The following is a 24,063-nucleotide window of genomic DNA, read 5'->3' as shown; positions in this document are numbered from 1 at the left end:
CCTCACATCCGGCAGCGGCGCACGAAGTGCGACCGTGAAACCCCATCACGGAGGGCTGGACTTTTTGCGCCGCGCAAGCGGCGAAACTGGAGGCAGCATGCGTCAGAAGGCTCTCGTGTTCCTGTCCGCCGCCGCGCTCGTGTTCGCGGCCGTCGCGGCCCCGGCCATGGCCACCCCGCTGGCGCTCGACGGCAGCTGGGTGGTGCTCGATGAGACCATGCCGGTCGGCGGCTTTTTCGCCGGCAGCTATGACTTCACCTCGAGCAGCAACGTGGACTTCACCATCACCGACTGGGCCGTGGTTTCCGACGCGTTCAACGTGTACGACTTCGGCGTGCTGGCATTCAGCACCCCGCTGATGCCCGACTGGAACGTCCTCGGCGCCGCCGGCGCGTTCACCAGCCCGCCGTACACCAGCGACCCGGACGTGGCCCTGGCCAGCGGCAACTTCAGCAGCGCGGTGTACACGTTTGGCGCGGGCGCCCACTCGCTGACCATCCAGGACTACCACATCCCCATCACCGCGGTCGGCGCCGGCCCGTTCCCGGACGGCACGGTGGCATTCAAGGCCACCACCCCGGAGCCGGGCACCATGGGCCTGATGCTGCTGGGCGGCGTGGCCCTGCTGGCCCTGCGCCGGAAGAACGACTAAGGGACTGCGGTAGCCCCGGGTAGCCCCCAAAGACCCGGGGTCGCACAACGGCGGATCGCCCGCGAGACGGGCGGTCCGCTGTTTCCTTGGTACCCAGCCCCCTCCGCCCGGGAGTGGGAAACCAGTCTTGACAACGCCCCGCGGCGGCGCAAGGCTCGTTCACAGAATCTGGAAACCAGATCGTTCCGGGAGCATTCCCGCCCCGGGCAATCCCGGGGCTGCGCACGGGCTGTCGGTGGGTTTCGCGACGTGCCGCCGCGAACCACGCCCTTGCACCGGCAGCGGCGTACGGATGCGAACGTGCGGCTTCGCACGGAGGGCTGGGTCAGGCCGCGGTCACGCGGTCCAAGTGGGAGGTCGCCCATGAGAGTCCCGAGGTTTCTCCCCCTCATCGCCGGCGCGCTGCTGCTCGCGCTGGTCGCCGGCCCCGTCCACGCCGCGCCCATGCCGCTTGACGGCTCCTGGGTGAGGCTCGATGAGAACATGGCGGAGGGTTCCTTCTTCACGGGCAACTGGGACTGGGAGTCCGCGTGCAACGTGGCGTTCACGATCACGGACATCTGGGTGGTGTCCGACGCGTTTGAAGTCTACGACTTCGGCAAGCTGGTGTTCACCACGCCGAAGGTCCCGGACTGGGATGCGCTCGGATTGCTCGACCCCAGGACCGCGCCTCCGTACACCGGGGATCCCGACCTGGCACTCGCGGACGGCAGGTTCAGCAACGGCCTGCATGTGTTCGGATCCGGGACGCACTCGATCACCATCCGCGATTACCACATCCCGCCGATGACCGCGGGTGGCAACCCGTTCCCGGACGGAACCGTGGCGTTCAAGGCCGCGTGCACGCCGGAGCCCGGCACGCTGGGCCTGATGCTGCTCGGCGGAGTGGCGCTGCTGGCGCTGCGCCGGAAGGTCTAGGCAGCTCGAGTTCCCGGCCGGCGCGCCGGGCGATCGAGCGGAGAATCACCAGGGCGTCATCCGAACACGGAAACACGGAGGTGGACCGCACGGTGACCCGGCGGTCCGCCTCTCGTTTCGCAGGGTCGGTGCGCCGCTGGACCGAAGCCCGCTGCTGCGCCGGAGCCCGCCGCTGGGCAGAAGCTCGCCCCTGCGCCGAAGCTCGCTCCCGCGCCGAGGCTCGCCCCTGCGCCGAAGCTTGCTCCCGCGCCGAGGCTCGCCCCTGCGCCCTCAGCTCCTCGCGAACTTCTCCAGGATTCTCAGAGTGTGCCGAGGCCTCGGTCGGAACTCTCCCCTTGCCGCCAGGTCCCTGAGCAGCGCCAGGTCGCGCGCATTGTCCACGTCGAACCAGGGATCGGTGAGAGCCAGGCCCGCGCCGGTCTCGCGTGCGCGCCGGGCGGTCGCCTCCAGCAGGGACGGTTCGCCCCATGGCATGCCACGCAACAGCTCGGGGCGGGGCCGATCCAGGCCGACGAGGTAGTACCCGCCGTCGAGGGCCGGCCCGAGCACGACGTCGCAGCGGTCGAGGGCGCGAAACGCGGCCCGCACGTGACGCGCAGGCAGCCCGGGACTGTCGGTGCCCAGCATCACGACGCGACGTGCGCCGGCGCGGAAGCAGGCCGCGAAGGCGCGCCGCATGCGCGCCCCAAGGTCGCCGGATCCCTGGGGGACCCAGCTCGTGCCGGCCGGGGCGAGCTCGCGGAACCCCGCCAGCCGCCCTCCGGTGGTGAACACCGACGCGGGCAGGCGCAAGCGGGTGACCAGCCCCAGCGTGTCCGCCAGGAACCCCCCGTACAACTCCGCCGCCCGCACCGGCCCCAGGGCCGCCGCCAGGCGGGTCTTCACCCGCCCGGGGACCGGCTCCCGGGCCATGACCGCGATATGGAAATCAGCGCAAGTCTTTTGCATATAACAAGTTGTAGCCTAGCAAGATTTCTTCGGGAGGGGGCGAAAAATCTTCGCATCCACCTTGAAAACAGCGCATCTGAGGTATTAGGTCGGGAACAAGGTGCGTGAGGTTCCCTGCCAAGCTCGAGACCAGGAACTGCCGGGGCGCCAGTAGATCGGAGTGCCGGCGAGCAAACGGAACGACTTCGAGGCGGGGATCACTTCCGCTTTAGAAAACAGAAAGATGCCGGACGAGAAGCGGCCAGCGTCCGGTGTCCCGTGGGCGGCGAAAGCCGCCCACTTTTTTTTTGGTTGAGCGAGTCTCCCGCGCCGCTCAGTATGCCGGGCAGCCATGAAAGTCCACTCCCCGCGCCCCAAGATCCCCCTTCACGTCGTCCAGCTGGGCTGGACGCTGTTCTTCCTCGTGCTGGTCCTGCTGGTGGTCAACGCCGCAGGCTGGTTCTACTACCGCACCATCCGGACCACCTGGGAGCGCGAACTCAGCCGCAGCCTCACCGCGGTGGCCGTGACCGCGGCATCCCGCATCACTTCCGACGAACTGCGCGATCTCCTGGACAACGGCGAGTTCGGCTACGCCTATGCCACGCTGCGCCACCAGCTCCAGCGCACCCGCGAGAGCACCGGCTGGATCCGCACCGTGTTCCTCTTCGACCGGGAGCTCAAGACGCTGCTGGACCTCGACGCGGACCCGCCGCTGGAGACTCGGCAGCCTTCGCTGTCCTTCGACCGCGCCGCCCCGGCCGAGGCCCTGCTGGGGCGGCCTTCGGCCAGCGCGGTGTTCGCGCTCGGCGCGCGGCGATACAAGGCGGCCTACGCGCCGGTCGCGCCGGACTCCGGCGGGGTCCGCGCGGTGCTGGCGGTGGAGGCCGATGCGGGCTTCTTCGAGGGGCTGGAGCGGCTGCGGCGGGACCTCTGGGGGGTCGCGGTGGTATCCACGCTGGCGATCCTGCTGCTGGGCGTCTTCTTCGCGCGCGCCACGCGCGGGCTGATCGCGGCCGAGGAGCGGGCCCGGCGCAGCGAGACCATGGCCACCATGGGGCAGCTGGCCGCCACCATGGCCCACGAGATCCGCAATCCGCTGGCCATCGTGCGGGCCACCGCGGAGCGGTTGAAGAACGCCCCGCCGGACGACGAAATCTGGCAATATATCCCGGAGGAAGTGGAGCGGCTCAACGGCATCCTGTCCACCTACCTGGATTTCGCGCGCAGCGACCCCGCCGCGCCGGAGGAGCTGGACCTCCGCGAGGCCATGGAGCGCGTGCGGCTGCTGTGCGAGCCCGAGCTGGGCAAGCGCGGCATCCGCGTGGCGACCCGCTACGCCTCCGACGGACCGGCCATGCTTCGCGGCAGCCCCGCCGGCATACGCCAGGTGCTGCTGAACCTGGTCCTGAACGCCCAGGACGCCATGCCCGGAGGCGGCGAGCTGACGCTGTCGCTGGAGCGCCGCGACCGGGGCTGGCAGTGCGAGGTGCGCGATACCGGGCAGGGCATCCCGAAGGACGCGCTGCGGCGCATCTTCGACCCGTTCTACTCGAGCAAGGAACGGGGCACCGGGCTGGGGCTGGCGGTGGTGGACCGGATCGTCCGCGAGCACCGCGGCCGGGTCGAAGTGGACAGCCGCGTGGGCCGCGGCACGGCGTTTCGCCTGACTTTTCCCGCGTCGGAGGCGTGAGTTGGACCTGCTGCTGGTGGACGACGAGCCCCGCCTGGCGAAGCTGCTGGGTGACACCCTGGCCGAGGAGGGCCACGCCGTGCGCGTGGAGCACTCCGGCCCGGGGGCGGTGGGCGCCCTGGCGGCGCGGCGGTTCGACCTGGTGATCACCGACCTGCGCATGGAGCCCCCCGACGGGCTGGAGCTGCTGCGCATCATCAAGCGGGACCACCCGGACACCGAGGTGATCCTGCTCACCGCGTTTGCCACCGTGGACGCCGCGGTGCAGGCCATGCGCGACGGCGCGTTCGACTTTCTGAACAAGCCGGTGCAGCTCGACGAGCTGCGGGTGCGCGTGCGCAAGGTGGGCGCCAAGGTGGAGGACCGCCGCGAGCGGGAGCGGCTCGCGCGCGAGAACGAGCTGCTGCGTGAGTCGCTGGGCAGCATCGCCGGCTTCGAGAAGGTGATCGGCCGCTCCCAGACCATGCAGAAGGCCATGGCGCTGGCGGAGCGCGTGGCGGCCACCGACGCCACGGTGCTGCTGCGGGGGGAATCGGGCACCGGCAAGGACGTGCTGGCGCGGGCCATCCACTTCCGCAGCGCGCGCGCCTCCGGGCCGTTCGTGAAGGTGAACTGCGGCGCGATCCCGGAGAACCTGCTCGAGAGCGAGCTGTTCGGGCACGAGAAGGGCTCCTTCACCGGGGCGGTGCGCGAGAAGCCGGGGCGCTTCGAGCTGGCGCACGGCGGCAGCATCTTCCTCGACGAAGTGGGCGACATCACCCCGGCGCTGCAGGTGAAGATCCTCCAGGTGCTGGAGGAAAAGACGTTCCTGCGCGTGGGCGGCACGCAGCCGCTGGTGTCCGACTGCCGCATCCTCTCGGCCACCAACCGCGACCTCGAGGGCGCCATCGCCAAGCGGGAGTTCCGCGAGGACCTGTTCTACCGGCTCAACGTGTTCCCCATCCACCTGCCGCCGCTGCGCGAGCGCGGCGCGGACGTGGCGCTGCTGCTGGAGCACTTCCTGAAGCAGCACGGCGCGTGCCTGGAGACGCTCTCGCCCGAGGCCCGCAAGCGGCTGATCGAGTACGCCTACCCGGGCAACGTGCGCGAGCTGGAGAACCTGGTGCAGCGGATCGTGATCACCGCCGGGCCCGGCCCGATCGGGGTGGAGCACCTGCCGGCGCTGGCGGCCCGGCCCGCGGCCGCGGGCGGGCTGGACGTGGACTTCCCGCCGGGCGGGCTGGTTCTCGAGGACCTCGAGAAGGACCTGATATTGAAGGCGATCGCGCGGGCCCAGGGCAACAAGAGCCAGGCGGCGCGGCTGCTGGGTCTCACCCGGCGCACGCTGTACTCGCGGATGGAACGCTACGGCCTGGCGGTGGGTCCGGGCGCGGCGGAACCGGGGGCCGGCGCGGATGAACTGGGAGCGGGCGCGACGGAACCGGGAGCGGATGCCGCCGAGATGGACGCGGACGAATCATGATGGCGCTGCTGCGGTGGCTGTTCGGCAACCTGGGCATCAAGATGATGTCGCTGCTCCTGGCGATGCTGGTGTTCCTGCACGTGGCCACCGACCGTGAGCAGGAGCTCAAGTTCCGCGTGCCGCTGCGCCTGGTGAATCTCTCCGACTCGCTGGTGGCCATGGGCCGCGTGCCCGGGGATGCGCTGGTGAGCTTCCGGGGCCGCGGCCGCGACATCTACCTGGCGCTGCTGCGCGGCACCTGGGTGCAGGTGGACCTGGCCGAGGCCGGCCCGGGCAGCGTGCGACACCTGTTGAGCCCGCGGGACGTGCAACTGCCCCCGGGCATCACCGTGAGCGCCGCCCAGGTGGCCGAGCCCGAGACGCTGGCGCTGCAGATGGACCGCCGCCAGCGCGCGCGGCTGCCGGTACGGGTGGTGACGGAATCGAGGAACCCCGCGCTGGCGTGCCGCGCGGAACCCGAAAGTGTGAACGTGGACGGCCCCGCGTCCCTGCTGGCGCGGATGTCCTGGGTGCCGACCGAGCCCTTCCACCCGCGCCGGGAGGCCGCGGGCAGCGAGGGCACGGTGGCGCTGCGCCCCGGCTCGCCGTACCTCAATGTGAGCCCGCCGCAGGTGCGGGCGAAGGTCATCTCACCCTGACGCGGGGCCGCGAGGCCCCCACGAGGGGAAAGGTCCGATGAGCGACGAATTCAACGAGAGCGAATCCAGCCCCGAAACCTGCGAGAACTGCGCGGCCATCTTCGACCCTTCGCACGGCTACTGTCCGCACTGCGGCGCGGTGGTGCCGGAGATGGGCGAGACCTGCACGGAACATCCGAGGCGCGAGGCCATCGCGCACTGCGTGGCGTGTGAATCGCCCATCTGCGAGGAGTGCGCGCAGGAGAGCGAGGGGCGCTACGTGTGCGAGAGCGACCTGGGCGCCGCCGACACCTCGCCGTGGACCAGCGTGTTCTCCAGCAGCGAGGAGTGGGAGGTGGAGGCGCGCCGCCAGCTGCTCGACCAGAGTCACATCCCCGCGGTGCGCTTCGCGCCCGGCACGCTGAGCACCGCCCCCAGCGGCGAGCACGACCTGCTGGTGCCCCCCACGCGCGAGGACGAGGCGAAGGAAGTCCTGGAATCGGCGGACATCTCGCTGGTCAACGGCGAGACGGAGTGGAGCGAGCCGGAGGAGAAGGACTCGTAGGCGGGCGGATCACGGGTCCGGGCGGCCGCGGGAGCACCGCGCGAGAAGGCGACGGTCGCAACCAGGAAAGAGGAAGCGGGGCCGGTCCCGGCGGCCCCGCTTCTTTGCGCAGGTTCACCTCGGCGATCCCGCTCGGCAGGGACGGACGGGGGTGGGCAGCAGCGATGTGGGTCGCTCTGGTGTGGTCGATGGCGTTTTGTCGTCAGTGCGCCACCACACCCCCGCCGTCCTAGCCGAGCCGGTTCGAGGCTCTGCCCCCCTTATCGCAACCGGCGTGCCAGCCGAACCCCGCCCCGGAGCGCCAAGTTCAACATTCCTAACAACTTAGACTTAGCCACCCGTCGGCCGACAGGCCCGGGAGCGCCACATCCGGGCGCCCCGGGCCCGCGGCGGCATTCCGCATCCCCGCGCATTGCACGTTGCTGCTCTTAGACTTAGCTTGACAGGTCCGCCGAACTGCATAGGATGAACGGCGAAGGAACCAGAGAAGACCGGCCGCGGGACCGCGGCGCGCTGTCCCCGGTCTTGCGCCGGGCCCCCAAAGCCCCGGCAGAGGAGAGTGGCGATGACGAAAGCCGATATCGTGGATGAGATTGCGGAGCGCACGGGTCTCACCAAGAAGGACGTGGCCGACACCGTCGATGCGTTCCTGGACGCGGTTTCGAAGTCCCTGGCGAGTGGCCAGCACATCGAGATCCGGGGCTTCGGGACCTTCAAGGTGAAGGATCGCAAGCCGCGCCTCGCGCGCAATCCCCGCACCGGCGAGTCCGTCCCGGTGCCTGCGCGTCGTGTGCCGCTGTTCAAGGTCTCCAAGGAGCTGAAGGAAATCGTCTCGCAGCAGGGCTGAGTGCGCGCCGGGCAGTCGGCGCCGGAAATGCGGAGGGGAAGAGGCTCGTCCTCTTCCCCTCGTTCGCTACGGGGCCGCGGGTGTGGCCCCGCGGGATTTCGACGCCGCCCTCCGGCGCGTGGCGCGCTTCGCCAGGCCCGGCCCGCGCGCGGCGCGGGCGGGAAATCAGTTGCGGGAGTTTCGGATCAGGACCAGGCGCAGCAGCTGCAGCAGCGCCATGGTGGCCGCCGCCACGTAGGTGAGCGCGGCCGCATTGAGCACCTGGCGCGCGCCGCCGATCTCCGAGGAAGCCAGGATCCCGCGGCCCTCGAGCTGCTGCAGCGCGCGTTTGCTGGCGTCGAACTCGGTGGGCAGCGTGACCACGTGGAACAGCACCGCCATGCCGAACAGCGCGATGCCCAGGTCCATCAGCCACACGCCCATGCCGCGGCCGAAGAGCATCCCGATGAGGAACAACGGGAAGGCCAGGTTGGAGCCCAGGCCCGCGACGGGCACGATGGCGTCGCGCATGCGGATGGGCGCGTAGCCCTGCTCGTGCTGGATGACGTGGCCGATCTCGTGCGCGGCCACGCCCAGCGCCGCCACCGAGGTGCCGTTGTAGATTTCCTCGGACAGGTTGACGGTGCGGTTGCGCGGGTCGAAGTTGTCGGTCAGCTGCCCCGGCACCTCCTGGACCGTCACCCCGCTGATGCCGTTGGCGGCGAGCAGGCTCTCGGCCACCTCGCGGCCGGTGCGCCCGGCGGCAGAAGGCACCTCGCTCAGGCGCCGGAAGGTGGACTTCACCCTCCACTGCGCGAACAGCGCGAGTGCCAGCGCCGGCAGCACCAGGAGCATCGTGGAATCGAAGAAAGGCATGAACATGGTCGGGTCACCTCCGCAACCTTGGACGCACGGGGCGGGGCGAAAGTTGCGCCCCTCGCAAGTGACGGTGGGACATGGGGGCGGCAATGTCAACGCGGGTGCGGCCGGCGCCCCCGGGCGGGACCGCCTGGAGGCCCCCCCGTGTTGCCGCTCCCCGCGGAGGTGTGCTAGTGTGCGCTGATTCGAATCGTGCCGCCGGTTGCCTTTACCTTATCGGAACTCCCATCGGGAACCTCGAGGACATCACCCACCGCGCGGTGCGGGTCCTGGGAGAAGTGGATCAGATCCTGGCCGAGGACACGCGGCGCGCCCGGGTGCTGCTCGACCGCTACGCGATATCCAAGCCCCTCTCGAGTTTCTTCGAGCACAACGAGGCCCGCCGCCTCGAGCCGGTGATGCGCGCCCTCGAAGAGGGCCGGCGCATCGCGGTGATCACCGACGCGGGCTCGCCGGGCATCAGCGATCCCGGGTTCCGGCTGGTGCGCGAGGCGGTGGCGCGCGGGATCCCCGTGGTTTCCATCCCGGGCCCCTCGGCGGCGGTCACCGCGCTGCAGGTGAGTGGGCTGCCCACCGACCAGTTCCTGTTCCGTGGGTTTCCGCCGCGGAAGTCGGCCGGGCGCCGCAGGGACCTCTCGGAGCTGCGCGACTACGAGGGGACGCTGATCTACTACGAGAGCTCGCACCGGCTGGCGGACTTTCTCGAGGACGCCGCCGCGGAGCTGGGCGACCGGCCGGCCGCGGTGTGCCGGGAACTGACGAAGATGCACGAGGAAGTGGTGCGGGGCACGCTGCCCGAGCTGGCGGCGCGCTTCCGGGAGACCGAGCCCCGCGGCGAGATCGCTGTGGTCATCGGCGGACACACCCGGTCCATGCGGAAGTCGCGCGGCGGGCCGGACGACCCGGACGAAGCTTGAACCTGCCGCTGAAGGAACAAGTCCGCGCGCTGATCGCGGGTCCCGCCGCCGTGCTGCACCGCGCGGGCGTGACCGCCACGCACGTCACGGTCACGGGCTTCGCGCTCAGCGTGGCGGCGGCGGTCACGCTGGCGCAGGGCCGGTACGACTGGACCGCGGCGCTCCTGATCGTCTCGGGCCTGTGCGACACGCTGGACGGTGCCGTGGCCCGCGCCGGTCCCGGGGAGACGCGCCTCGGCGCGTTCCTGGACAGCACGCTGGATCGCGCCGGGGAGTCCGCGGTGTACGTGGGCTCGGCGTGGCGCGGGCTGGCGCTGGTGCGCGAGTGGGCCGGGCCGCGCTGGGACGTGACGCTCCCGGTGCTGGCGCTGGCCAGTTCGCTGCTCGTGAGCTACGTCCGCGCGCGGGCCGAGGGCCTGGGCGCGGACTGTCGCGTGGGCCTGATGGAGCGCACCGAGCGCATGGTGCTGCTCATCGCGGCCGCGATCGTGGCGGTGTTCTGGGAGCCGGCGTGGGCGTGGGCCCTGGCCGCGCTCTCGGTGCTCAACTTTGTGACGTTCGCGCAGCGCCTGGCGCACGTGGGTCGGGCGCTGCGCTAGATACTTCTTCACCACGCGGAGGCAGGGTTCATGGCGAAAGTTCGTGTTGCGATCATCGGGGTGGGCAACTGCGCCTCCTCGCTCGTGCAGGGCGTGCACTTCTACCGCAACGCCCGGGAGAAGGACCGCATTCCCGGCCTGATGCACGTCAACCTGGGCGGCTACCACATCAGCGACGTGGAGTTCAGCGCCGCGATCGACATTGACCGCAACAAGGTCGGCAAGGACCTCGCCGAGGCCATCTACTCGCCGCCCAACTGCACCTACAAGTTCGCCAGCGTGCCCAGGCTGGGCGTGCCGGTGATGCGCGGTATGACCCACGACGGGCTGGGCAAGTACCTCTCGCAGATCATCCAGAAGGCCCCCGGCTCCACCGTGGACGTGGTGAAGCTGCTTCGCGACACCAGGACCGACGTGGTGATCAACTACCTGCCGGTGGGCAGCGAGGAAGCCACCAAGTGGTACGTGGAGCAGATCCTGGAGGCCGGCTGCGGCCTGGTGAACTGCATCCCGGTGTTCATCGCCCGCGAGAAGTACTGGCAGCAGCGCTTCGAGAAGCGCGGCCTGCCGGTGATCGGCGACGACATCAAGTCGCAGGTGGGCGCCACCATCACCCACCGGGTGCTGGCGCAGCTGTTCGTGGAGCGTGCGGTGCAGATTGACCGCACCTACCAGATCAACTTCGGCGGCAACACCGACTTCCTGAACATGCTGGAGCGCGAGCGGCTGGAGTCGAAGAAGATCTCCAAGACCCGCGCGGTGACCAGCATCATCCCCTACGAGCTGGCCAGCGACGACATTCACGTGGGCCCCAGCGACTACATCCCCTGGCTCAAGGACCGCAAGTGGTGCCACATCCGCATGGAAGGCACCACCTTCGGCAACGTGCCGCTGAACCTCGAGATGAAGCTGGAGGTGTGGGACTCGCCCAATTCCGCGGGCATCGTGATTGACGCGGTGCGCTGCGCCAAGCTGGCGATGGACCACGGGCTCAAGGGCGCGCTCGTCGGCCCGTCGTCGTACTTCAAGAAGTCCCCGCCGGTGCAGTTCACCGACGACGTGGCCCGCGCCATGACCGAGGAGTTCATCCAGAAGTACGCGCTGAAGGCCCCGGCGAGGGCTGCCAGGCCCGCGAAGAAGGCCGCCCGGGGCGCGGCGAAGAAGTCCGCGAAGCGCCCGCGGGCGAAGCGCGGATAGCGCCTTGCCCTCACGGAGGCCCGCCCGGGGCGCCCTGATCACCCTGGAAGGGGTGGAGGGCTCCGGTAAGACCACCCAGGGCCGCATCCTGCTCCGCCGGTTGCGCCGCCTGGGGCTCTCCGTCCTGTGGACGCGGGAGCCCGGCGGCGTGCCCATTTCCGAGCGCATCCGCCGCGTGCTGCTGGACCGCCGCCACCGCGAGATGGGTGCGAACACCGAGATGCTGCTGTACCTGGCCGCGCGGGCGCAGAACGTGGAGCAGCGGATCAAGCCCGCGCTGCTGCAGGGCCAGGTGGTGGTGTGCGACCGGTTCTCGGACGCCACCTTCGCCTACCAGGGCGGCGGGCGCGGCATCCCCCGGGGCGTGGTGGGGGCGTTCAACCGCTTCGCCACCGGCCGACTGAAGCCCGACCTGACGCTGTTCTTCGACCTCCCCCCCGAGGAGGGCTTCCGGCGCCTCGGCCGGCGGCCCCGCCGGCGCCTGGACCGCCTGGAGGTGGAGCGGGCGGCCTTCTACCGGCGGGTGCGGCGCGCCTACGCCGACCTGGCCGAGCGCGAGCCCGCCCGGGTGAAGCGCATCCCGGCCACCGGCACCCCCGAGCAGGTCCGCGAGCGGGTGCTGGAGACCGTCGAGACCTTCCTGCGCCGGCGCGGATTTTTGCGCCCGCAGACCGCCCGCTCATCGTAGACTTTCCATTGGAATGAAGATCCTTCGACTCGTCGCCTTCGTGGCGCTGCTGGGGGCCGTGTTCGCCCTGGGCTGGGGCTGGGGCCGTCGCTCCGGCAACCCCGCCGGGAGCGGCGGCGACCTGGAAGAGTTCTCCTACGCCCTGGAGCGGGTGCGCTCCGTGTACGTGGACCCGGTGTCCGCGGACAAGCTCACCGCCGGGGCGCTGCGCGGCATGCTGCGCACGCTGGATCCGCACTCGTCCTACCTGGACCGCTCCGAGTTCGACAACCTGGAGGAGGGCACCCAGGGCCAGTTCGAGGGCCTGGGCATCGAGGTCAGCATCCGCGACCACTTCCCCACGGTGATCTCGCCGCTGGACGGCGGGCCCGCGGCCCGCGCCGGGCTGCGCCCGGCCGACCGCATCGTGGAGATCGAGGGCCAGTCCACCGAGGACTGGACCACCACGAAGACGGTGCGGCACCTCCGCGGCCCCGCGGGCACCCGGGTCCGCTTCACCGTGGCGCGCGAGGGCGAGTCCGAGAAGGAGTACGTGCTGCAGCGCGCGCGCATTGACGTGCGCACCGTGCCCTACGCGTTCCTGGCCGCGCCGGGGGTGGGCTACATCCGGCTCACCCAGTTCGCGGAGCGCTCGCACGACGAGGTGGATGCCGCCCTCGACAGCCTGGAGCGCATGGGCATGCGTTCGCTGGTGCTCGACCTGCGCGACAACCCCGGCGGCCTGCTGGACCAGGCGGTGGCCATCGCCGAGGAGTGGGTGCCGGCGGGCAGGGTGATCGTGTCCACGCGCGGCCGGGTGGCCGAACAGAACAAGGTGTTCCGCTCCCGCGCCCGCACCGTGCGCGGGCCGTATCCCATCGTGGTGCTGGTCAACGGCGGCACCGCCAGCGCCTCGGAGATCGTGGCCGGCGCGCTGCAGGACCACGACCTGGCCGCGGTGGTGGGCTTCACCAGCTTCGGCAAGGGCTCGGTGCAGTCGGTCTATCCCGTGGACGACTCCACCGCCATCAAGCTCACCGTGGCGCGCTATTACACACCCAGCGGCCGGTCCATCCACCGCGAGGACCACGACCGCGCGCTGACCGAGCTGGAGGGCTCCGACTCCACCGAGAGCGCCGTCCTGCGCGCCCGCCCCGGCGGGCCGCGCCCGCGCTACCGCACCGCCGCCGGGCGCGAGGTGCTGGGGGGCGGCGGCATCGTGCCCGACGTGAGCGTGCCCGACACGTCCTTCTCCGAACTGATGAGCGAGGTGGCGCGCAAGGGGCTGCTGTTCCGGTTCGCCACCCACTACCTGGCCCGTGGCCGCGAAGGCTCCCTGGCCCTCACCGGGGTGGATGAGCGGGTGTTCCGCGACTCGGTGCGCGCCGCGGTGGGCGCGGCCCCGATGAAGACCTGGGGCGCGGACCGCGAGAGGCTGCTGGGGCTGGCCGAGGCCGAGATCATCCGCCGCACCCGCGGCCCCTCCGAGGGCCAGCGCCGGGTGCTGGAGACCGACCCCGCGGCGCGCGAGGCGCTGCGCCTGCTGCAGCGCGCCACCAGCGCGCGCGATCTGCTGGCCCGGGCGGCCGCCGACGCCCGCGCGGCGGCGGGCGCTCCGGCGGCGGGGGTGCCCCGGTGAAGGGCCCCGCGCTGGTGTGCGACTTCGACGGCACGGTGGTGCTGCAGGACGTGGGCGACCGCTTCTTCGAGGCCTTTGTCCCGCCGGCCCGGAACGGGGAGTGGGCGGAGTTGATCCGCGCCTACGACTCCGGCGAGATGGGCTCGCGCGAGTGCCTTTCGCGCGAGTGCGCCATGATCCGCGCCACGCGCGAGGAGGTGCACCGCTTCGCCGACCGCTTCGAAGTGGAGCCCGGCTTCGCGCGGCTGTGGCAGGCGGCCCGGGCACGCGGCGTGGAGATGATCGTGGCCAGCGACGGGCTGGACGTCTACATCCGGCGCATCCTGGACCGCCACGGCCTGCAGGAAGTCCCGGTGCGCGCCAACCGCGCGGTGTTCGAGGCCGACCGCATCCGCCCCGAGTTCCCCTGGGAGGGCCTGGGCTGCGGCCGCTGCGGCAACTGCAAGGGCCACCACGTGGAGCAGTTCCGGCGCGACCACTCGCCGGTGGTGATGATCGGCGACGCGCACTCGGACGTGTGCGGCGCGCTGGCCGCCGACCGCGTGTTCGCCCGCGACATCCTGGCCCGCCTGCTGGCCGAACGCGGGCGGGCCTGCGAGCGCTTCGAGGACTTCGACGAGGTGATCCACGCGCTTTCCCTGAACGGCGTGGCCGCCGGTCCGGGGGCGCGGTGAGGATCGGCCCGCTGGAGCTGCCCTCGCGGGTGTTGCTGGCGCCGCTGTGCGGGATCACCGACTCCGCGTTCCGCCGCCTGTGCCGGCGCGAGGGCGCGGGCGCCACCTACAGCGAAATGGTGGTGAGCGACGGCGTGATCCGCGAGAACGAAACCACCCGCCGCCTGATGCGCTTCACCCCCGGCGAGCGGCCCTACGGCATCCAGCTGGCCGGCTCGGATCCGGGCACGGTGGCCGAAGCCGCCCGCCGCGCCGCGGCGCTGGGCCCGGACCTGGTGGACATCAACCTGGGCTGCCCGGTGCGCAAGGTGGTGGACCGCCACGCCGGCTCCGCGCTGCTGGCCGACCTGGCGCGCCTGGAGAGCGTGGTGAAGGCGGCGGTGTGCGCCACGTCGCTGCCGGTCACCGCCAAGATGCGCCTGGGCTGGGACGAGAAGACCGCCACGCCCGTCGAGACCGCCCGGCTGCTCGAGGGCTGCGGGGTGCAGGCGCTGGCGCTGCACGCACGCACCCGCGCGCAGGGCTTCAAGGGCCGCGCCGACTGGAGCGTGATCCGCGCCGTGAAGGCGGCGGTGTCCATCCCGGTGATCGGCAACGGCGACGTGCTGGCGCCCGAGGACGCGCGGCGCATGTTCGACGAGACCGGCTGCGACGCGGTGATGGTGGGCCGCGGCGCGCTGGGCAACCCGTGGATCTTCTCGCGCACGCTGAGCCTGCTGGATACCGGCGCGGCGCCGCCCGTGCCGGCCATCGCCGGGCGCGTGCGCACGCTGCTGCTGCACCTCGAGTATATGATCGAGGACAAGGGTGAGGGCGTGGCCATCCGCGAGATCCGCAAGCACATCCCCGGCTACCTCAAGGGCGAGCGCGACGCGCACGCGGTCCGCAACGAGCTGCACCAGGCGCGCTCGGCCGCCGAGATGGAGGCGGTGCTGGAGCGCTACCTGGAGCACCTCGCGGGCCTGGGCGCGGAAGGGGAGGCGCATCCGGAGCCCTTCGCGCCGCGCGATCCCGCGCACGCCGCCGGTCCCGCGGCCCCCGCCGCGGAGGCCGCGCCGTGAGCCCGCGCCGGATCCGGGAGCTGCTGGAGGCCGTGCGCCGCGGCGAGGCCACCGTGGGCGAGGCGCTGGAGCAGCTGCGTCACCTGCCTTTCGAGTCCCTGGGCGAGGCCACGCTCGACCACCACCGGGAGCTGCGCTGCGGCCACGCCGAGGTGGTGCTGGCGGCGGGCAAGACCCCGGAACAGGTGCAGCGGATCGCGAAACACATCGTGACGGCCGGAGCGAACCTGCTGGTCACGCGGCTGGAACCGGCGCTGGCGCGGGCGCTGAAGCGGCGCCACCCGCGCGGGAAGTGGAACCAGCCCGGGCGCATCTTCGGATTCGCGCGGCAGGCCGCGCCGCCCGGCAACGGCACGGTGCTGGTGATCTCGGCGGGCACCTCCGACGTGCCGGTGGCCGAGGAGGCCGCCTTCACCCTGGAGTTCACCGGCAACCGCGTGGAGCGCATCTACGACGTGGGCGTGGCGGGTGTGCACCGCCTCCTGGCGCACGCGCCGCGGCTGTCGCGGGCCCAGGCGATCGTGGTGGTGGCGGGCATGGAGGGGGCGCTGGCCAGCGTGGTGGGTGGTCTTACCGACCGGCCGGTGATCGCGGTGCCGACCAGCACTGGCTACGGGGCCAGTTTCCAAGGCGTCGCGGCGCTGCTCGGGATGCTGAATTCCTGCGCGTCGGGGGTGAGCGTGGTGAACATCGATAACGGATTCGGGGCGGGGTTCACGGCGAACCTCATTAATCACCTCCCCGCCGGCAAGGCTCCTGCCGAGGCTGCCCGTCGGTTGCCCCGGACACGGGGGCGGCGGAGATGATCGCCTACTTCGATCCCATCGGCGGCGCGTCGGGGGACATGATCCTGGCGGCCTTGCTGGACGCGGGGGTGCCGCGGGAGCGGCTGGTGACGGAGCTTGGGAAGCTCTCCGTGCCGGGGTGGGAGCTGGAACTGGGACACGCGGAGCGGGCCGGGATCCGGTGCTCCACGGTGCATGTGAAGCTGGAGGCGGCGGCGCAGCCGCACCGGCACCTGCGGCACATCGAGGAGATCCTGGCCGGCTCGGGGCTGGCGGGGAGCGTGCGGGAGCGGGCGCTGGGGGTGTTCCGGCGGCTGGCGTCGGCGGAGGCCCGGGTGCATGGGACCACGGTGGAGAAGGTGCATTTCCACGAGGTGGGCGCGGTGGACGCCATCGTGGACGTGGTGGGCGCGGTGATCGGACTGGACCTGCTGGGGGTGGAGGAGGTGCGGTTCGGCCGGTTGCCGCTGGGGCGCGGGTTCGTCGAGGCGGCGCACGGGCGGATCCCGCTGCCGGCGCCAGCTACGGTGGCGCTGTTGATGGACCTGCCCGTCGAGATGGTGGTCACCGAGGGCGAGACGGTCACGCCCACCGGGGCCGCGATCCTCTCCACGCTGGGCCGGTGCGAGCCGCTGCCCGCGGGTGCGGTCCTCCGCGCCGCGGGCCACGGGGCGGGCACGAGGCAGTTCGCGGACCGGCCCAACCTGCTGCGCCTGCTGCTGGCCGATGCGCCTTCCGCGGCCCGCCCGGGCGAGGTGGCGGTGCTCTCCGCCACGGTGGACGACATGAGTCCCGAGCACCTGCCGTTCCTGGCCGAGCGGCTCTTCGACGGCGGGGCGCTGGACGTGTACTTCACCGCGGTGACCATGAAGAAGAGCCGACCCGGGGTGGAGGTGACGGCGATCGTGCCACCGGCGCTGGAGTCGGCCCTGTCGGTGGAGCTGTTGCGTCACTCCACCACCCTGGGGGTCCGCCGGCGGACCGAGGCGCGGCTGGAGCTGGAGCGCGAGGTGATCACCGTGGAAACCGCGTTCGGACCGGTGCGGGTGAAGCGCGCCCGCGTGCCCGCCGGCCCGGGCGACGCGCGCGATCGCTTCGCGCCCGAGTACGAGGACTGCGCCACCCTGGCGCGGCGTCACGGCCGACCGCTGGCGGAGGTGTACGAGGCCGCCCTCGCGGCGGCGTCAGGCGGCTCGAGCGCTCCGCCGCTCACGCGCCCGCCTTCCGGCGGCCCCGGCGGCTCCCCCGGCGACGCGAGCCCCCCGGCGTCGCGCTGACCGGGCGATCCGCCCATGCTGGGTCTTTCCCCCGACGCCCGCCTGGTCCTCGACGGGCTCACCCACACCCATCCCGGTTCCCCCGGTCCCCGGCCCCTCGATGTGTCCGGCGAAGTCCGCCGCGGCGAGTGGGTGTGCCTGGCCGGGCCCAACGGCAGCGGCAAGTCCACGCTGCTGCGCACGGCGGCCGGCCTGCTGCGCCCCGACTCCGGAACGGTGCGGATCTGTCCGGGTCACCCGGCTTCCGCCGCGGCGGGGGGGACGAGCCGCGGGGACCTGCTTCCCGGAGACCGTGCGTTCCGCCGCGGGCTGGGCTACCTGTCCCAGCTGGCCGCCGAACAGGTGCTGGGCGCCACGGTGGCCGACGAGCTGGCCTCGGGGCTGGAGTGGCACGGCGTGCCCCCCGCGGAGATCCGCGTTCGGGTGACGGCCGCGCTGGGGGAACTGGCCGGCAGTGCGGCCGGGGCCGGCGGCGGCTGGGCCCATCGCACCGCCTCGGCGCTGTCCGCGGGCGAGCGCCGTCGCGTGGCGCTGGCTTCGGTGATCCTTCCGGGTCCCGGATTCCTGGTGGCGGACGAGCCGCTCGCCGAGCTCGACCCGTTTGCCCGGGCGGACTGGCTGCGCCGGATCGGGGAGTTGAAGGCGGGCGGGCTGGGGCTGCTCACCGCGACCACCTCGGCCGCGGAGGCCAGCCGCGCCGACCGCGTGTGGCTGCTGGACCCGCGCGCGGCAGGCATTCGCGAGGTGTCGCCCGCCAGCCTCGGGGATCCCGCGATCGCGCTGGCGGCGGGGCTCCGGCCGGCGCCGCCGGCAGAACTCGATCTGTCGGACCTGGGCACGGCCGCGGCCGTGGGCGGCCCCGGTTCCACCGCGCTGGCCTGGCTGCGGGGAGCGCGCCTGGCGCGGGGAGCGACGACGGTGTGGGAGGCCCTGGACCTGGGTGTGCCCGACTCCGGACTGGCGGCATTCCACGGGCGCAATGGTTCGGGCAAGAGCACGCTGGCGCGCGCGCTGTCGGGACTGCTGCGCCCCGCGTCGGGCTCCGCGGGAGGCGCGATCGGTTGGGACGGTCCGGCTCATTCGCGACGCTGCCGTTCGGCGATGGCCTTCCAATCCCCCGAGGACCAGCTCGGCCAGCCGTCGGTGCGCGAGGAGCTGACGCCCCCGCGGGGATTCGCGGGACGGGCCGCAGCTCCCGCGGACCTGCTGTCGTCCCTGGGTCTCGGGCCCGCGGAGTTCCTGGACCGCCCGCCCCTGGCGCTCAGCTCCGGCGAGCGCCGCAGGGTGGCCCTGGCGAGCCTCGCTGCGCTGGACCCGGCACTGCTGCTCCTGGATGAGCCCCTGTGTGGCCTGGATGGACCGGGTTCCGCCGCGGTGGCGGGCTGGCTCATGGCCCAGTCGCGGGAGCGCACGGTGTGGTTGTTCAGCTCCGACCTGGACGTTCCGGAGATTCCGTCCCGGCACTGGGTCGGCATCGGTGCGGGCAGACCGGTCCCGGCGGCGCTTGAACCCCCCCGCCCGGCAGACTTAGGGTTTCACCTTCCATGGGCTTACGGGTTTGTGCGCGGACCGGGGCCCGAGGGGGGGCCGTAAGACCCTCGCAGCGCCCTCCTGAAACCACTCCTTGACATCTCCGTGGCAATTATGTAAGCTGTTGCACAAATCCGGGTGGCCCGTGCCCACGGCCCCCGGGGGCGTGCGGGTTTCCATATATTCCTTGACACGCAAGGCCCGCTCGTTTATACTCTTAACGTATTTTTGGTGGGCATTCCCGCATCGGGGATCTGGCTCCGATGCGTCCCCGTATCCGCTAACATACACGGAAACAAACAGTTAGATAAGGGTCTGGGCATGGCGTTGCATCGGAGCTCGAACATCTGAGTGTGCTGCATTGCCCGGTGGTCGGCGCATTTGCTTGCGTCCGGCGACTGGCAGCGCGTTGTCTGCCGATCGAGTCCCTTGTTTCAAGAGCGTTGTTTCGCGTTCCGTAACCTGAAGTTGTCCATATTCCTAGGTCGCAGGAACCGTAGTAGCACGACACGTTGCTTGCTTCGGATCGGCATTTCCATTTCGGGACGAAAGGAGGGATGGACAGGGCGTTTTTCATTCGTGCCTCCTGCGCGTCATCCCGGTTCCCTCGCAGGTCCGGGTCGAACGCCAGGAAAACCCCGCTCGCAACACGGCAGCATGTCCGCAAGGCCAAACAGCATTGCGACGACGGAGGTAGCAATGAAGAAACTCGCTGTCGCTCTCATGAGTCTGCTCCTGCTCGCGGGATTCGTTTCCGCGGTGTGGGCGCAGGACACGGAGAGCCCGATTTCCGCCGACCACCTGATGCGGATGGGCTCGGGCCAGTTCAACAAGCTGGCACCGGGACAGTACCGCGCCGCGGTCATTGACACGGTGTGGTACGGCTTCGTCACCGGCGGCACGCCGGGAACCGTTGGTTACTACTACCCGCCGGGCGGCTTCAATGCCCTGGCGAAGTGGGACTTCGACCGGAAGCCCGATGGCACGCAGGCCACCGCGGGTTCCGTGGAGTCCTGGCAGGGCTGGACCGGCCTCCACACGCCGTACCTGTCGGGCGGCACTCGTCCGCCGGCACAGCGTCCGGAGTTCTTCCTGAACTACGGTAACCACCCGTACTCGACCAACAACTACAGCTTCGCCGCTCCGTACTGGCACCAGCAGGACATGGTGGCGGTTCCGGTGCGCACGGGCTGGACTGCCAACCAGAACCTGGAAGGCGCCGGCTCGCTGTGGTGCGGCATGGACAAGGACGTGGCGGCGCAGGTGCTTCACGACTACCGCACCACGCCCGCTTGTTCCATCAACTTCCCGGGCTACGGCGACCTGTGGGACCAGTACATCACCCACGACGTCGCCATCAGCGCGGGCGGCACCACCATGTCGTTCCTGTACGCGACCGACATGGACTACCGTATCGACCCGACGACCCTCGACACCACCACCCCGCTGCAGAACGGCTCGCTGTACGACGCTCTGTCCGTGTGGGTTGGCACGCCGACGGTCGCTCTTCCCTACGGCTCGGCGATCCCGACCGACTCCGACATTGACGACCTGCTCAAGAACGACGCCACCCGTAACAACCTGAGCGCGACCATCAGCGGTTGCACCGCTCTGGACTGTCTCGGCTGGACCGGCCGTTCCGACTCGACCGGCACCCTGTACACCACCACCGGCTTCGGTGGCGGCTTGCTGGGCATCGGTTCGCAGGCGCGTGTCGTGTTCCGCGTTCGCACGAACACCAGCGGCTCGGACCAGCGCGGCACCGTGCGTTACAGCGGCGCTGTTGACCAGCCGGGCGGCTCGAAGTTCGGTGCGGCCGTGGTTGACAAGATCTACTTCAGCAACGCCGCGGGCCAGGGCGACGGTCTTGGCAACGGCGCCGGCAACGCCTACACGTTCAACACCGCGGGCAACCTGCAGGGCTGGAAGCCTTCGGGCAAGGTCCTGCCGATCTACTCGAAGATCATCAACGTCGGCAACAACGACCCGAACGTTGGCGGTCTGTTCTACGACGTGGGCTCTCCGGAAGCCAAGTACGCGGACGCTTGCGGCGTCCCGGGTTCGATCACCACCCAGTGCAACCTGTTGAACAACGTCCTGGCGCAGTTCGACCAGAACGGAACTTCTCCGGGCACGAACCCGCGTGACAAGTACTCCCAGAACTGGCCGTACGTGAACGGCGAGCAGCAGCAGGCCACGTACTCGCCGCCGATCACCCTCACCGGCACGCCCGGCTTCGGCCGTGCGGGCTGCTCGGTCCAGGCGGACATCTACGCGTACCTGCCGATCACGGACGCGGCGTTCTTCTGGCTGTGGCTGCGCTACCAGCCGGGCTTCAACGGCACCACCCCCTGTGGTGGCACCAACCCGGCCGGCACGACCTACGCCTGGTCGGCCTGGCAGCGCGACCCGGTGATCTACTACACCGACCAGCCCAACTGCTTCGTCAACAACTTCGAGCAGTCGCAGCTGATGCCGACGACCACCGTCACCTACCTCCAGATCCTGGTGGGCACCCCGGTCCTGTGCTACGCCTTCGGTGGCGGCACCGGAACCTGCCACGCGAACTTCTCGCCGCTGTGGGACAACATCCGTGTCGGTATGTGGAACGCCCCGGATGCCCCGGCGATCGTGCTGTTCGACTGGCAGTTCTGGCAGGACGCGTACCCGGTTGACAACTCCATTTCCCCGTACCTGAACATGCAGAAGCGCCGCAATGCCGTCGGTGCGATCCGCGCCAACGACCCGGCGAGCGCCGACTTCTACATCAAGAACATCCCGGTCAGCAGCGCTCTGATCGACGCGAAGACCGCGGTCGTGACCGCTTGCGTGACCAACCAGGTCCGTCCGTACACCGACAACGGCCGCGGCGTGAACCAGGGTGACTCGGTTCTCGTGCAGTCGTCGTTCGGCGCGCGGACCGCGCGCATGGACTGCGTGTTCCGCGTCCTGCCCGGCCCGCTGACCAACATGGCCGACCCGTTCTTCACGAGCTACATCGCGAACAACGGTGCCTACGGTACCGCTGGCGGTCACGGTGGCAGCTGGAAGTGGTACGTCTGGAACAGCGTCCAGATGGACACCGCCGAGTACGACAGCTGGGACTCGACGGCCAACAACGCTCTCCAGGGTCCTGGCGCCAGCCCGCAGTACTGGGCCACCACGATCCACGAGAACGACGTTGCGCTCCGTGGCGTCGCTGCGCACAACCTGCCGCTGGTTGACCCGACCGCGGGCCCGAACGCGGGCGCGTGGCTGGCCGAGAACTCCGGCGTGCCCTCGACTGAACACGAGAACATCTTCCCGAGCTACGTGTTCACTCCGGGAACCATCATCGAGTACTTCTACCGCAGCGCGTACTACGACAACCTGATGGGCCCGAACCTGGCTCCTGACACGAACTTCGTGTACTCGACCGGGGCGCGCTACTTCATGTACCGCATCCTGCCGAACGCCTGGGCCGACCCGACGCAGGGTTACGGCACGCCGGCGTGGAGTGGTTACGGTTGGATGGGCGGCAACGGCACCGGCACCATCACCGGCGCCCACAACGAAGTGATCCACCAGAACGGCCGTCCGTGCGTCCTGTTCGTGGACCACTCGTTCGGCCTGTCGCAGTGCTACTTCTCGTACCACAACACGTTCGACACGCTTGGCATCGCTCCGTTCGTGGATGACTACACCTCGCAGGCGCCGTCTTCCGGTGAGACCGGGATCGGTAACTACGAGGCTCGTCTCGCGAACGCCACCTACACGTTCGTGGGTTCGAGCGGTCCGAGTGTGAAGAACCTGACTGGCTACGGCCAGATCTACTACAACTCCGGCGTGCTCGGCACCTCGTCCCTGGCCGACGGCCAGAACGACGGTGACGCCAACGCCGACGTTCAGCTCCTGAAGGCCTGGCTGGAGACCAGCGGTGGCCGTAAGGGTCTGTGGCTGAACGGAACGCAGATCGCGCTGAGCCTCAACGTTCAGCGTCCGACCGGCAGCCCGTCCCGCCTGTTTGCCAGCGACGTCCTCGGCATCATCGATGGCGCGGTGGACAACGGCAACGCGCTGTTCAACTACCGCACCATCTCCGGCGACGTCAACGACTGTCCGACGATCCTCGCGGGCAACGCCCCGTGGAACCCGGCGCAGCAGACTGCCGTCACCGGTAACCTGTGTCTGTACAACTACGACGTGATCCCGCCCAGGACTGACCTGGCGACGTCGTTCTCGTCGCAGGTGTACGCAATCGGGAGCCTCAGCGCCGGCGTGATCAACGACGTCGCTGCGAACCCGACCGGAACCTCGAAGACCCTCATCGACGCTCTGGACTTCCCGCGCGTCCGCAACGTGTCGTGTCACGACTCGTACGGCCGCATCTACCAGATGCGTACGGTGTACGACGGACTGTTCTCGGACATCGGTGGCCGGTTCTGTCCGGACCCGGTCTCCCCGACGGCCGTCCAGCCTGGATCGGGCCGCTTCCCGAACGCCCTGTTCCAGAACTCCCCGAACCCGTTCCGCCCGGTGCGTGCGACCAACATCCGTTACTCGGTTGGTCGTAGCAGCAACGTGTCCCTGAACGTCCTCGACGTTTCGGGCCGTGTTGTGCGCAGCCTGGTGGACGGCAAGAAGGACGCCGGTGAGTACTCGATCGCGTTTGACGGTAAGGACGCGAACGGTGCCTCCCTGGCTTCGGGCGTGTACTTCTACCGCCTGAAGATCGGCGACTTCGAGTCCAACAAGAAGATGCTGATGCTGAAGTAAGGGAGCCGCCGGCGATCCGGGCAACCGGGCGGCCGGCACCCTGAAACAGCTTCGACGCTTCACCGGGGGCCGGTGCCGAAAGGCACCGGCCCTTCGGTTTCTGCCCCTGCTGCCCCGGCTGTCTCCGGATCGGGGGCGTCCGCCGGCCCCGGTGGATAACCCGGCCGGGCGGGCTAAGCGCTTCTTCCACAAGCCGGTGCGGGTCCCGGGAACGAGACCGCGGGGGGGAATGGTGGTTGACACCGGTCGGGGGCTCTGCTAGCTTTCCGATACCCTCTGTACTGTGTGGTGGCTCCGGTGGGGCTGGTACACCCGGTAGCCTCGGTACCCCTCCAAGCTTCTCATTCCTTCTGGAGATCGAGAGCGGATGAAGCAGAGCCGGATTCTCGTCTTTGCGCTCCTGGCGCTTGCTGTGCTCGGCGC

General features: G+C 70.4%; 20 protein-coding genes. 18 read left to right on the top strand and 2 right to left on the bottom strand.

Translation table 11 applies throughout. The annotated features are described in order from the left end of the window. Positions 1–97: 97 nt before the first annotated feature. Positions 98–652, top strand: coding sequence for a PEP-CTERM sorting domain-containing protein (locus tag HZB25_02250; protein ID MBI5836043.1), 555 nt, complete (start codon positions 98–100; stop codon positions 650–652). Between the two features lie 363 nt (positions 653–1,015). Then, a complete protein-coding gene (locus tag HZB25_02245) occupies positions 1,016–1,570 on the top strand; it encodes a PEP-CTERM sorting domain-containing protein (protein MBI5836042.1) in 555 nt (184 codons plus the stop codon). A gap of 270 nt (positions 1,571–1,840) precedes the next feature. Here HZB25_02245 and HZB25_02240 read toward each other — a convergent pair whose 3' ends face one another. After that, the gene (locus HZB25_02240; GenBank protein MBI5836041.1) at positions 1,841–2,455 is read right to left on the bottom strand and encodes a TIGR04282 family arsenosugar biosynthesis glycosyltransferase; all 615 of its coding nucleotides are present in this window, start codon (positions 2,453–2,455) and stop codon (positions 1,841–1,843) included. A 394-nt stretch (positions 2,456–2,849) separates the two neighbouring features. On the opposite strand from HZB25_02240, the gene HZB25_02235 reads away from it, so the two are divergent. From HZB25_02235 to HZB25_02215, 5 genes are all read left to right on the top strand, one after another. After that, positions 2,850–4,190 carry a hypothetical protein gene (locus HZB25_02235; GenBank protein ID MBI5836040.1) on the top strand — a complete coding sequence of 447 codons (1,341 nt, stop codon included), beginning with the start codon at positions 2,850–2,852 and terminating at the stop codon, positions 4,188–4,190. Position 4,191: 1 nt separating this feature from the next. Further along, positions 4,192–5,652, top strand: a complete 1,461-nt coding sequence (locus tag HZB25_02230; GenBank protein ID MBI5836039.1) for a sigma-54-dependent Fis family transcriptional regulator — start codon at positions 4,192–4,194, stop codon at positions 5,650–5,652. Beyond that, positions 5,649–6,290 (top strand): hypothetical protein, encoded by a 642-nt coding sequence (locus HZB25_02225; GenBank protein MBI5836038.1) that lies wholly within the window; start codon positions 5,649–5,651, stop codon positions 6,288–6,290. The genes HZB25_02230 and HZB25_02225 overlap by 4 nt, the downstream gene beginning before the upstream one ends. 37 nt (positions 6,291–6,327) lie before the next feature. Beyond that, positions 6,328–6,834 (top strand): hypothetical protein, encoded by a 507-nt coding sequence (locus HZB25_02220; protein ID MBI5836037.1) that lies wholly within the window; start codon positions 6,328–6,330, stop codon positions 6,832–6,834. A 565-nt stretch (positions 6,835–7,399) separates the two neighbouring features. After that, positions 7,400–7,681, top strand: a complete 282-nt coding sequence (locus tag HZB25_02215) for an integration host factor subunit beta (GenBank protein MBI5836036.1) — start codon at positions 7,400–7,402, stop codon at positions 7,679–7,681. 165 nt (positions 7,682–7,846) lie between these two features. Here HZB25_02215 and HZB25_02210 read toward each other — a convergent pair whose 3' ends face one another. Continuing rightward, positions 7,847–8,542, bottom strand: coding sequence for a zinc metallopeptidase (locus tag HZB25_02210; protein MBI5836035.1), 696 nt, complete (start codon positions 8,540–8,542; stop codon positions 7,847–7,849). Positions 8,543–8,712: 170 nt separating this feature from the next. On the opposite strand from HZB25_02210, the gene rsmI reads away from it, so the two are divergent. The 11 genes from rsmI (at position 8,713) to HZB25_02155 (ending at position 23,640) form a co-directional block, all read left to right on the top strand. After that, entirely contained in the window at positions 8,713–9,456 is a 744-nt protein-coding gene (gene rsmI / locus HZB25_02205) for a 16S rRNA (cytidine(1402)-2'-O)-methyltransferase (protein ID MBI5836034.1), read from the top strand. Continuing rightward, positions 9,453–10,055 carry a CDP-alcohol phosphatidyltransferase family protein gene (locus HZB25_02200; protein ID MBI5836033.1) on the top strand — a complete coding sequence of 201 codons (603 nt, stop codon included), beginning with the start codon at positions 9,453–9,455 and terminating at the stop codon, positions 10,053–10,055. The genes rsmI and HZB25_02200 overlap by 4 nt, the downstream gene beginning before the upstream one ends. Before the next feature lie 30 nt (positions 10,056–10,085). After that, positions 10,086–11,252 (top strand): inositol-3-phosphate synthase, encoded by a 1,167-nt coding sequence (locus tag HZB25_02195; GenBank protein ID MBI5836032.1) that lies wholly within the window; start codon positions 10,086–10,088, stop codon positions 11,250–11,252. A gap of 34 nt (positions 11,253–11,286) precedes the next feature. Then, positions 11,287–11,940 carry a dTMP kinase gene (locus HZB25_02190; GenBank protein ID MBI5836031.1) on the top strand — a complete coding sequence of 218 codons (654 nt, stop codon included), beginning with the start codon at positions 11,287–11,289 and terminating at the stop codon, positions 11,938–11,940. Between the two features lie 13 nt (positions 11,941–11,953). Then, a complete protein-coding gene (locus tag HZB25_02185) occupies positions 11,954–13,558 on the top strand; it encodes a S41 family peptidase (protein MBI5836030.1) in 1,605 nt (534 codons plus the stop codon). After that, positions 13,555–14,232 carry an MtnX-like HAD-IB family phosphatase gene (locus tag HZB25_02180; protein MBI5836029.1) on the top strand — a complete coding sequence of 226 codons (678 nt, stop codon included), beginning with the start codon at positions 13,555–13,557 and terminating at the stop codon, positions 14,230–14,232. Before HZB25_02185 ends, HZB25_02180 begins: the two co-directional genes overlap by 4 nt. Next, on the top strand, positions 14,229–15,293 hold the full coding sequence (gene dusB / locus HZB25_02175; protein MBI5836028.1) for a tRNA dihydrouridine synthase DusB: 1,065 nt from the start codon (positions 14,229–14,231) through the stop codon (positions 15,291–15,293). The genes HZB25_02180 and dusB overlap by 4 nt, the downstream gene beginning before the upstream one ends. Continuing rightward, complete coding sequence (larB, locus tag HZB25_02170) at positions 15,290–16,099, top strand: nickel pincer cofactor biosynthesis protein LarB (GenBank protein ID MBI5836027.1); 810 nt, start codon at positions 15,290–15,292, stop codon at positions 16,097–16,099. Before dusB ends, larB begins: the two co-directional genes overlap by 4 nt. Further along, complete coding sequence (larC, locus tag HZB25_02165) at positions 16,096–17,355, top strand: nickel pincer cofactor biosynthesis protein LarC (protein MBI5836026.1); 1,260 nt, start codon at positions 16,096–16,098, stop codon at positions 17,353–17,355. The genes larB and larC overlap by 4 nt, the downstream gene beginning before the upstream one ends. Positions 17,356–17,370: 15 nt before the next feature. Next, positions 17,371–18,948, top strand: coding sequence for an ATP-binding cassette domain-containing protein (locus HZB25_02160; protein ID MBI5836025.1), 1,578 nt, complete (start codon positions 17,371–17,373; stop codon positions 18,946–18,948). Positions 18,949–19,584: 636 nt separating this feature from the next. After that, positions 19,585–23,640 (top strand): T9SS type A sorting domain-containing protein, encoded by a 4,056-nt coding sequence (locus tag HZB25_02155; protein MBI5836024.1) that lies wholly within the window; start codon positions 19,585–19,587, stop codon positions 23,638–23,640. Positions 23,641–24,063: the final 423 nt, after the last annotated feature.

It is taken from the genome of Candidatus Eisenbacteria bacterium (assembly GCA_016235265.1).
Classification (GTDB): domain Bacteria; phylum Eisenbacteria; class RBG-16-71-46; order RBG-16-71-46; family JACRLI01; genus JACRLI01.
Note: the sequence above shows the minus strand (reverse complement) of the source record. Positions and strands in the feature narration are given on the sequence as shown.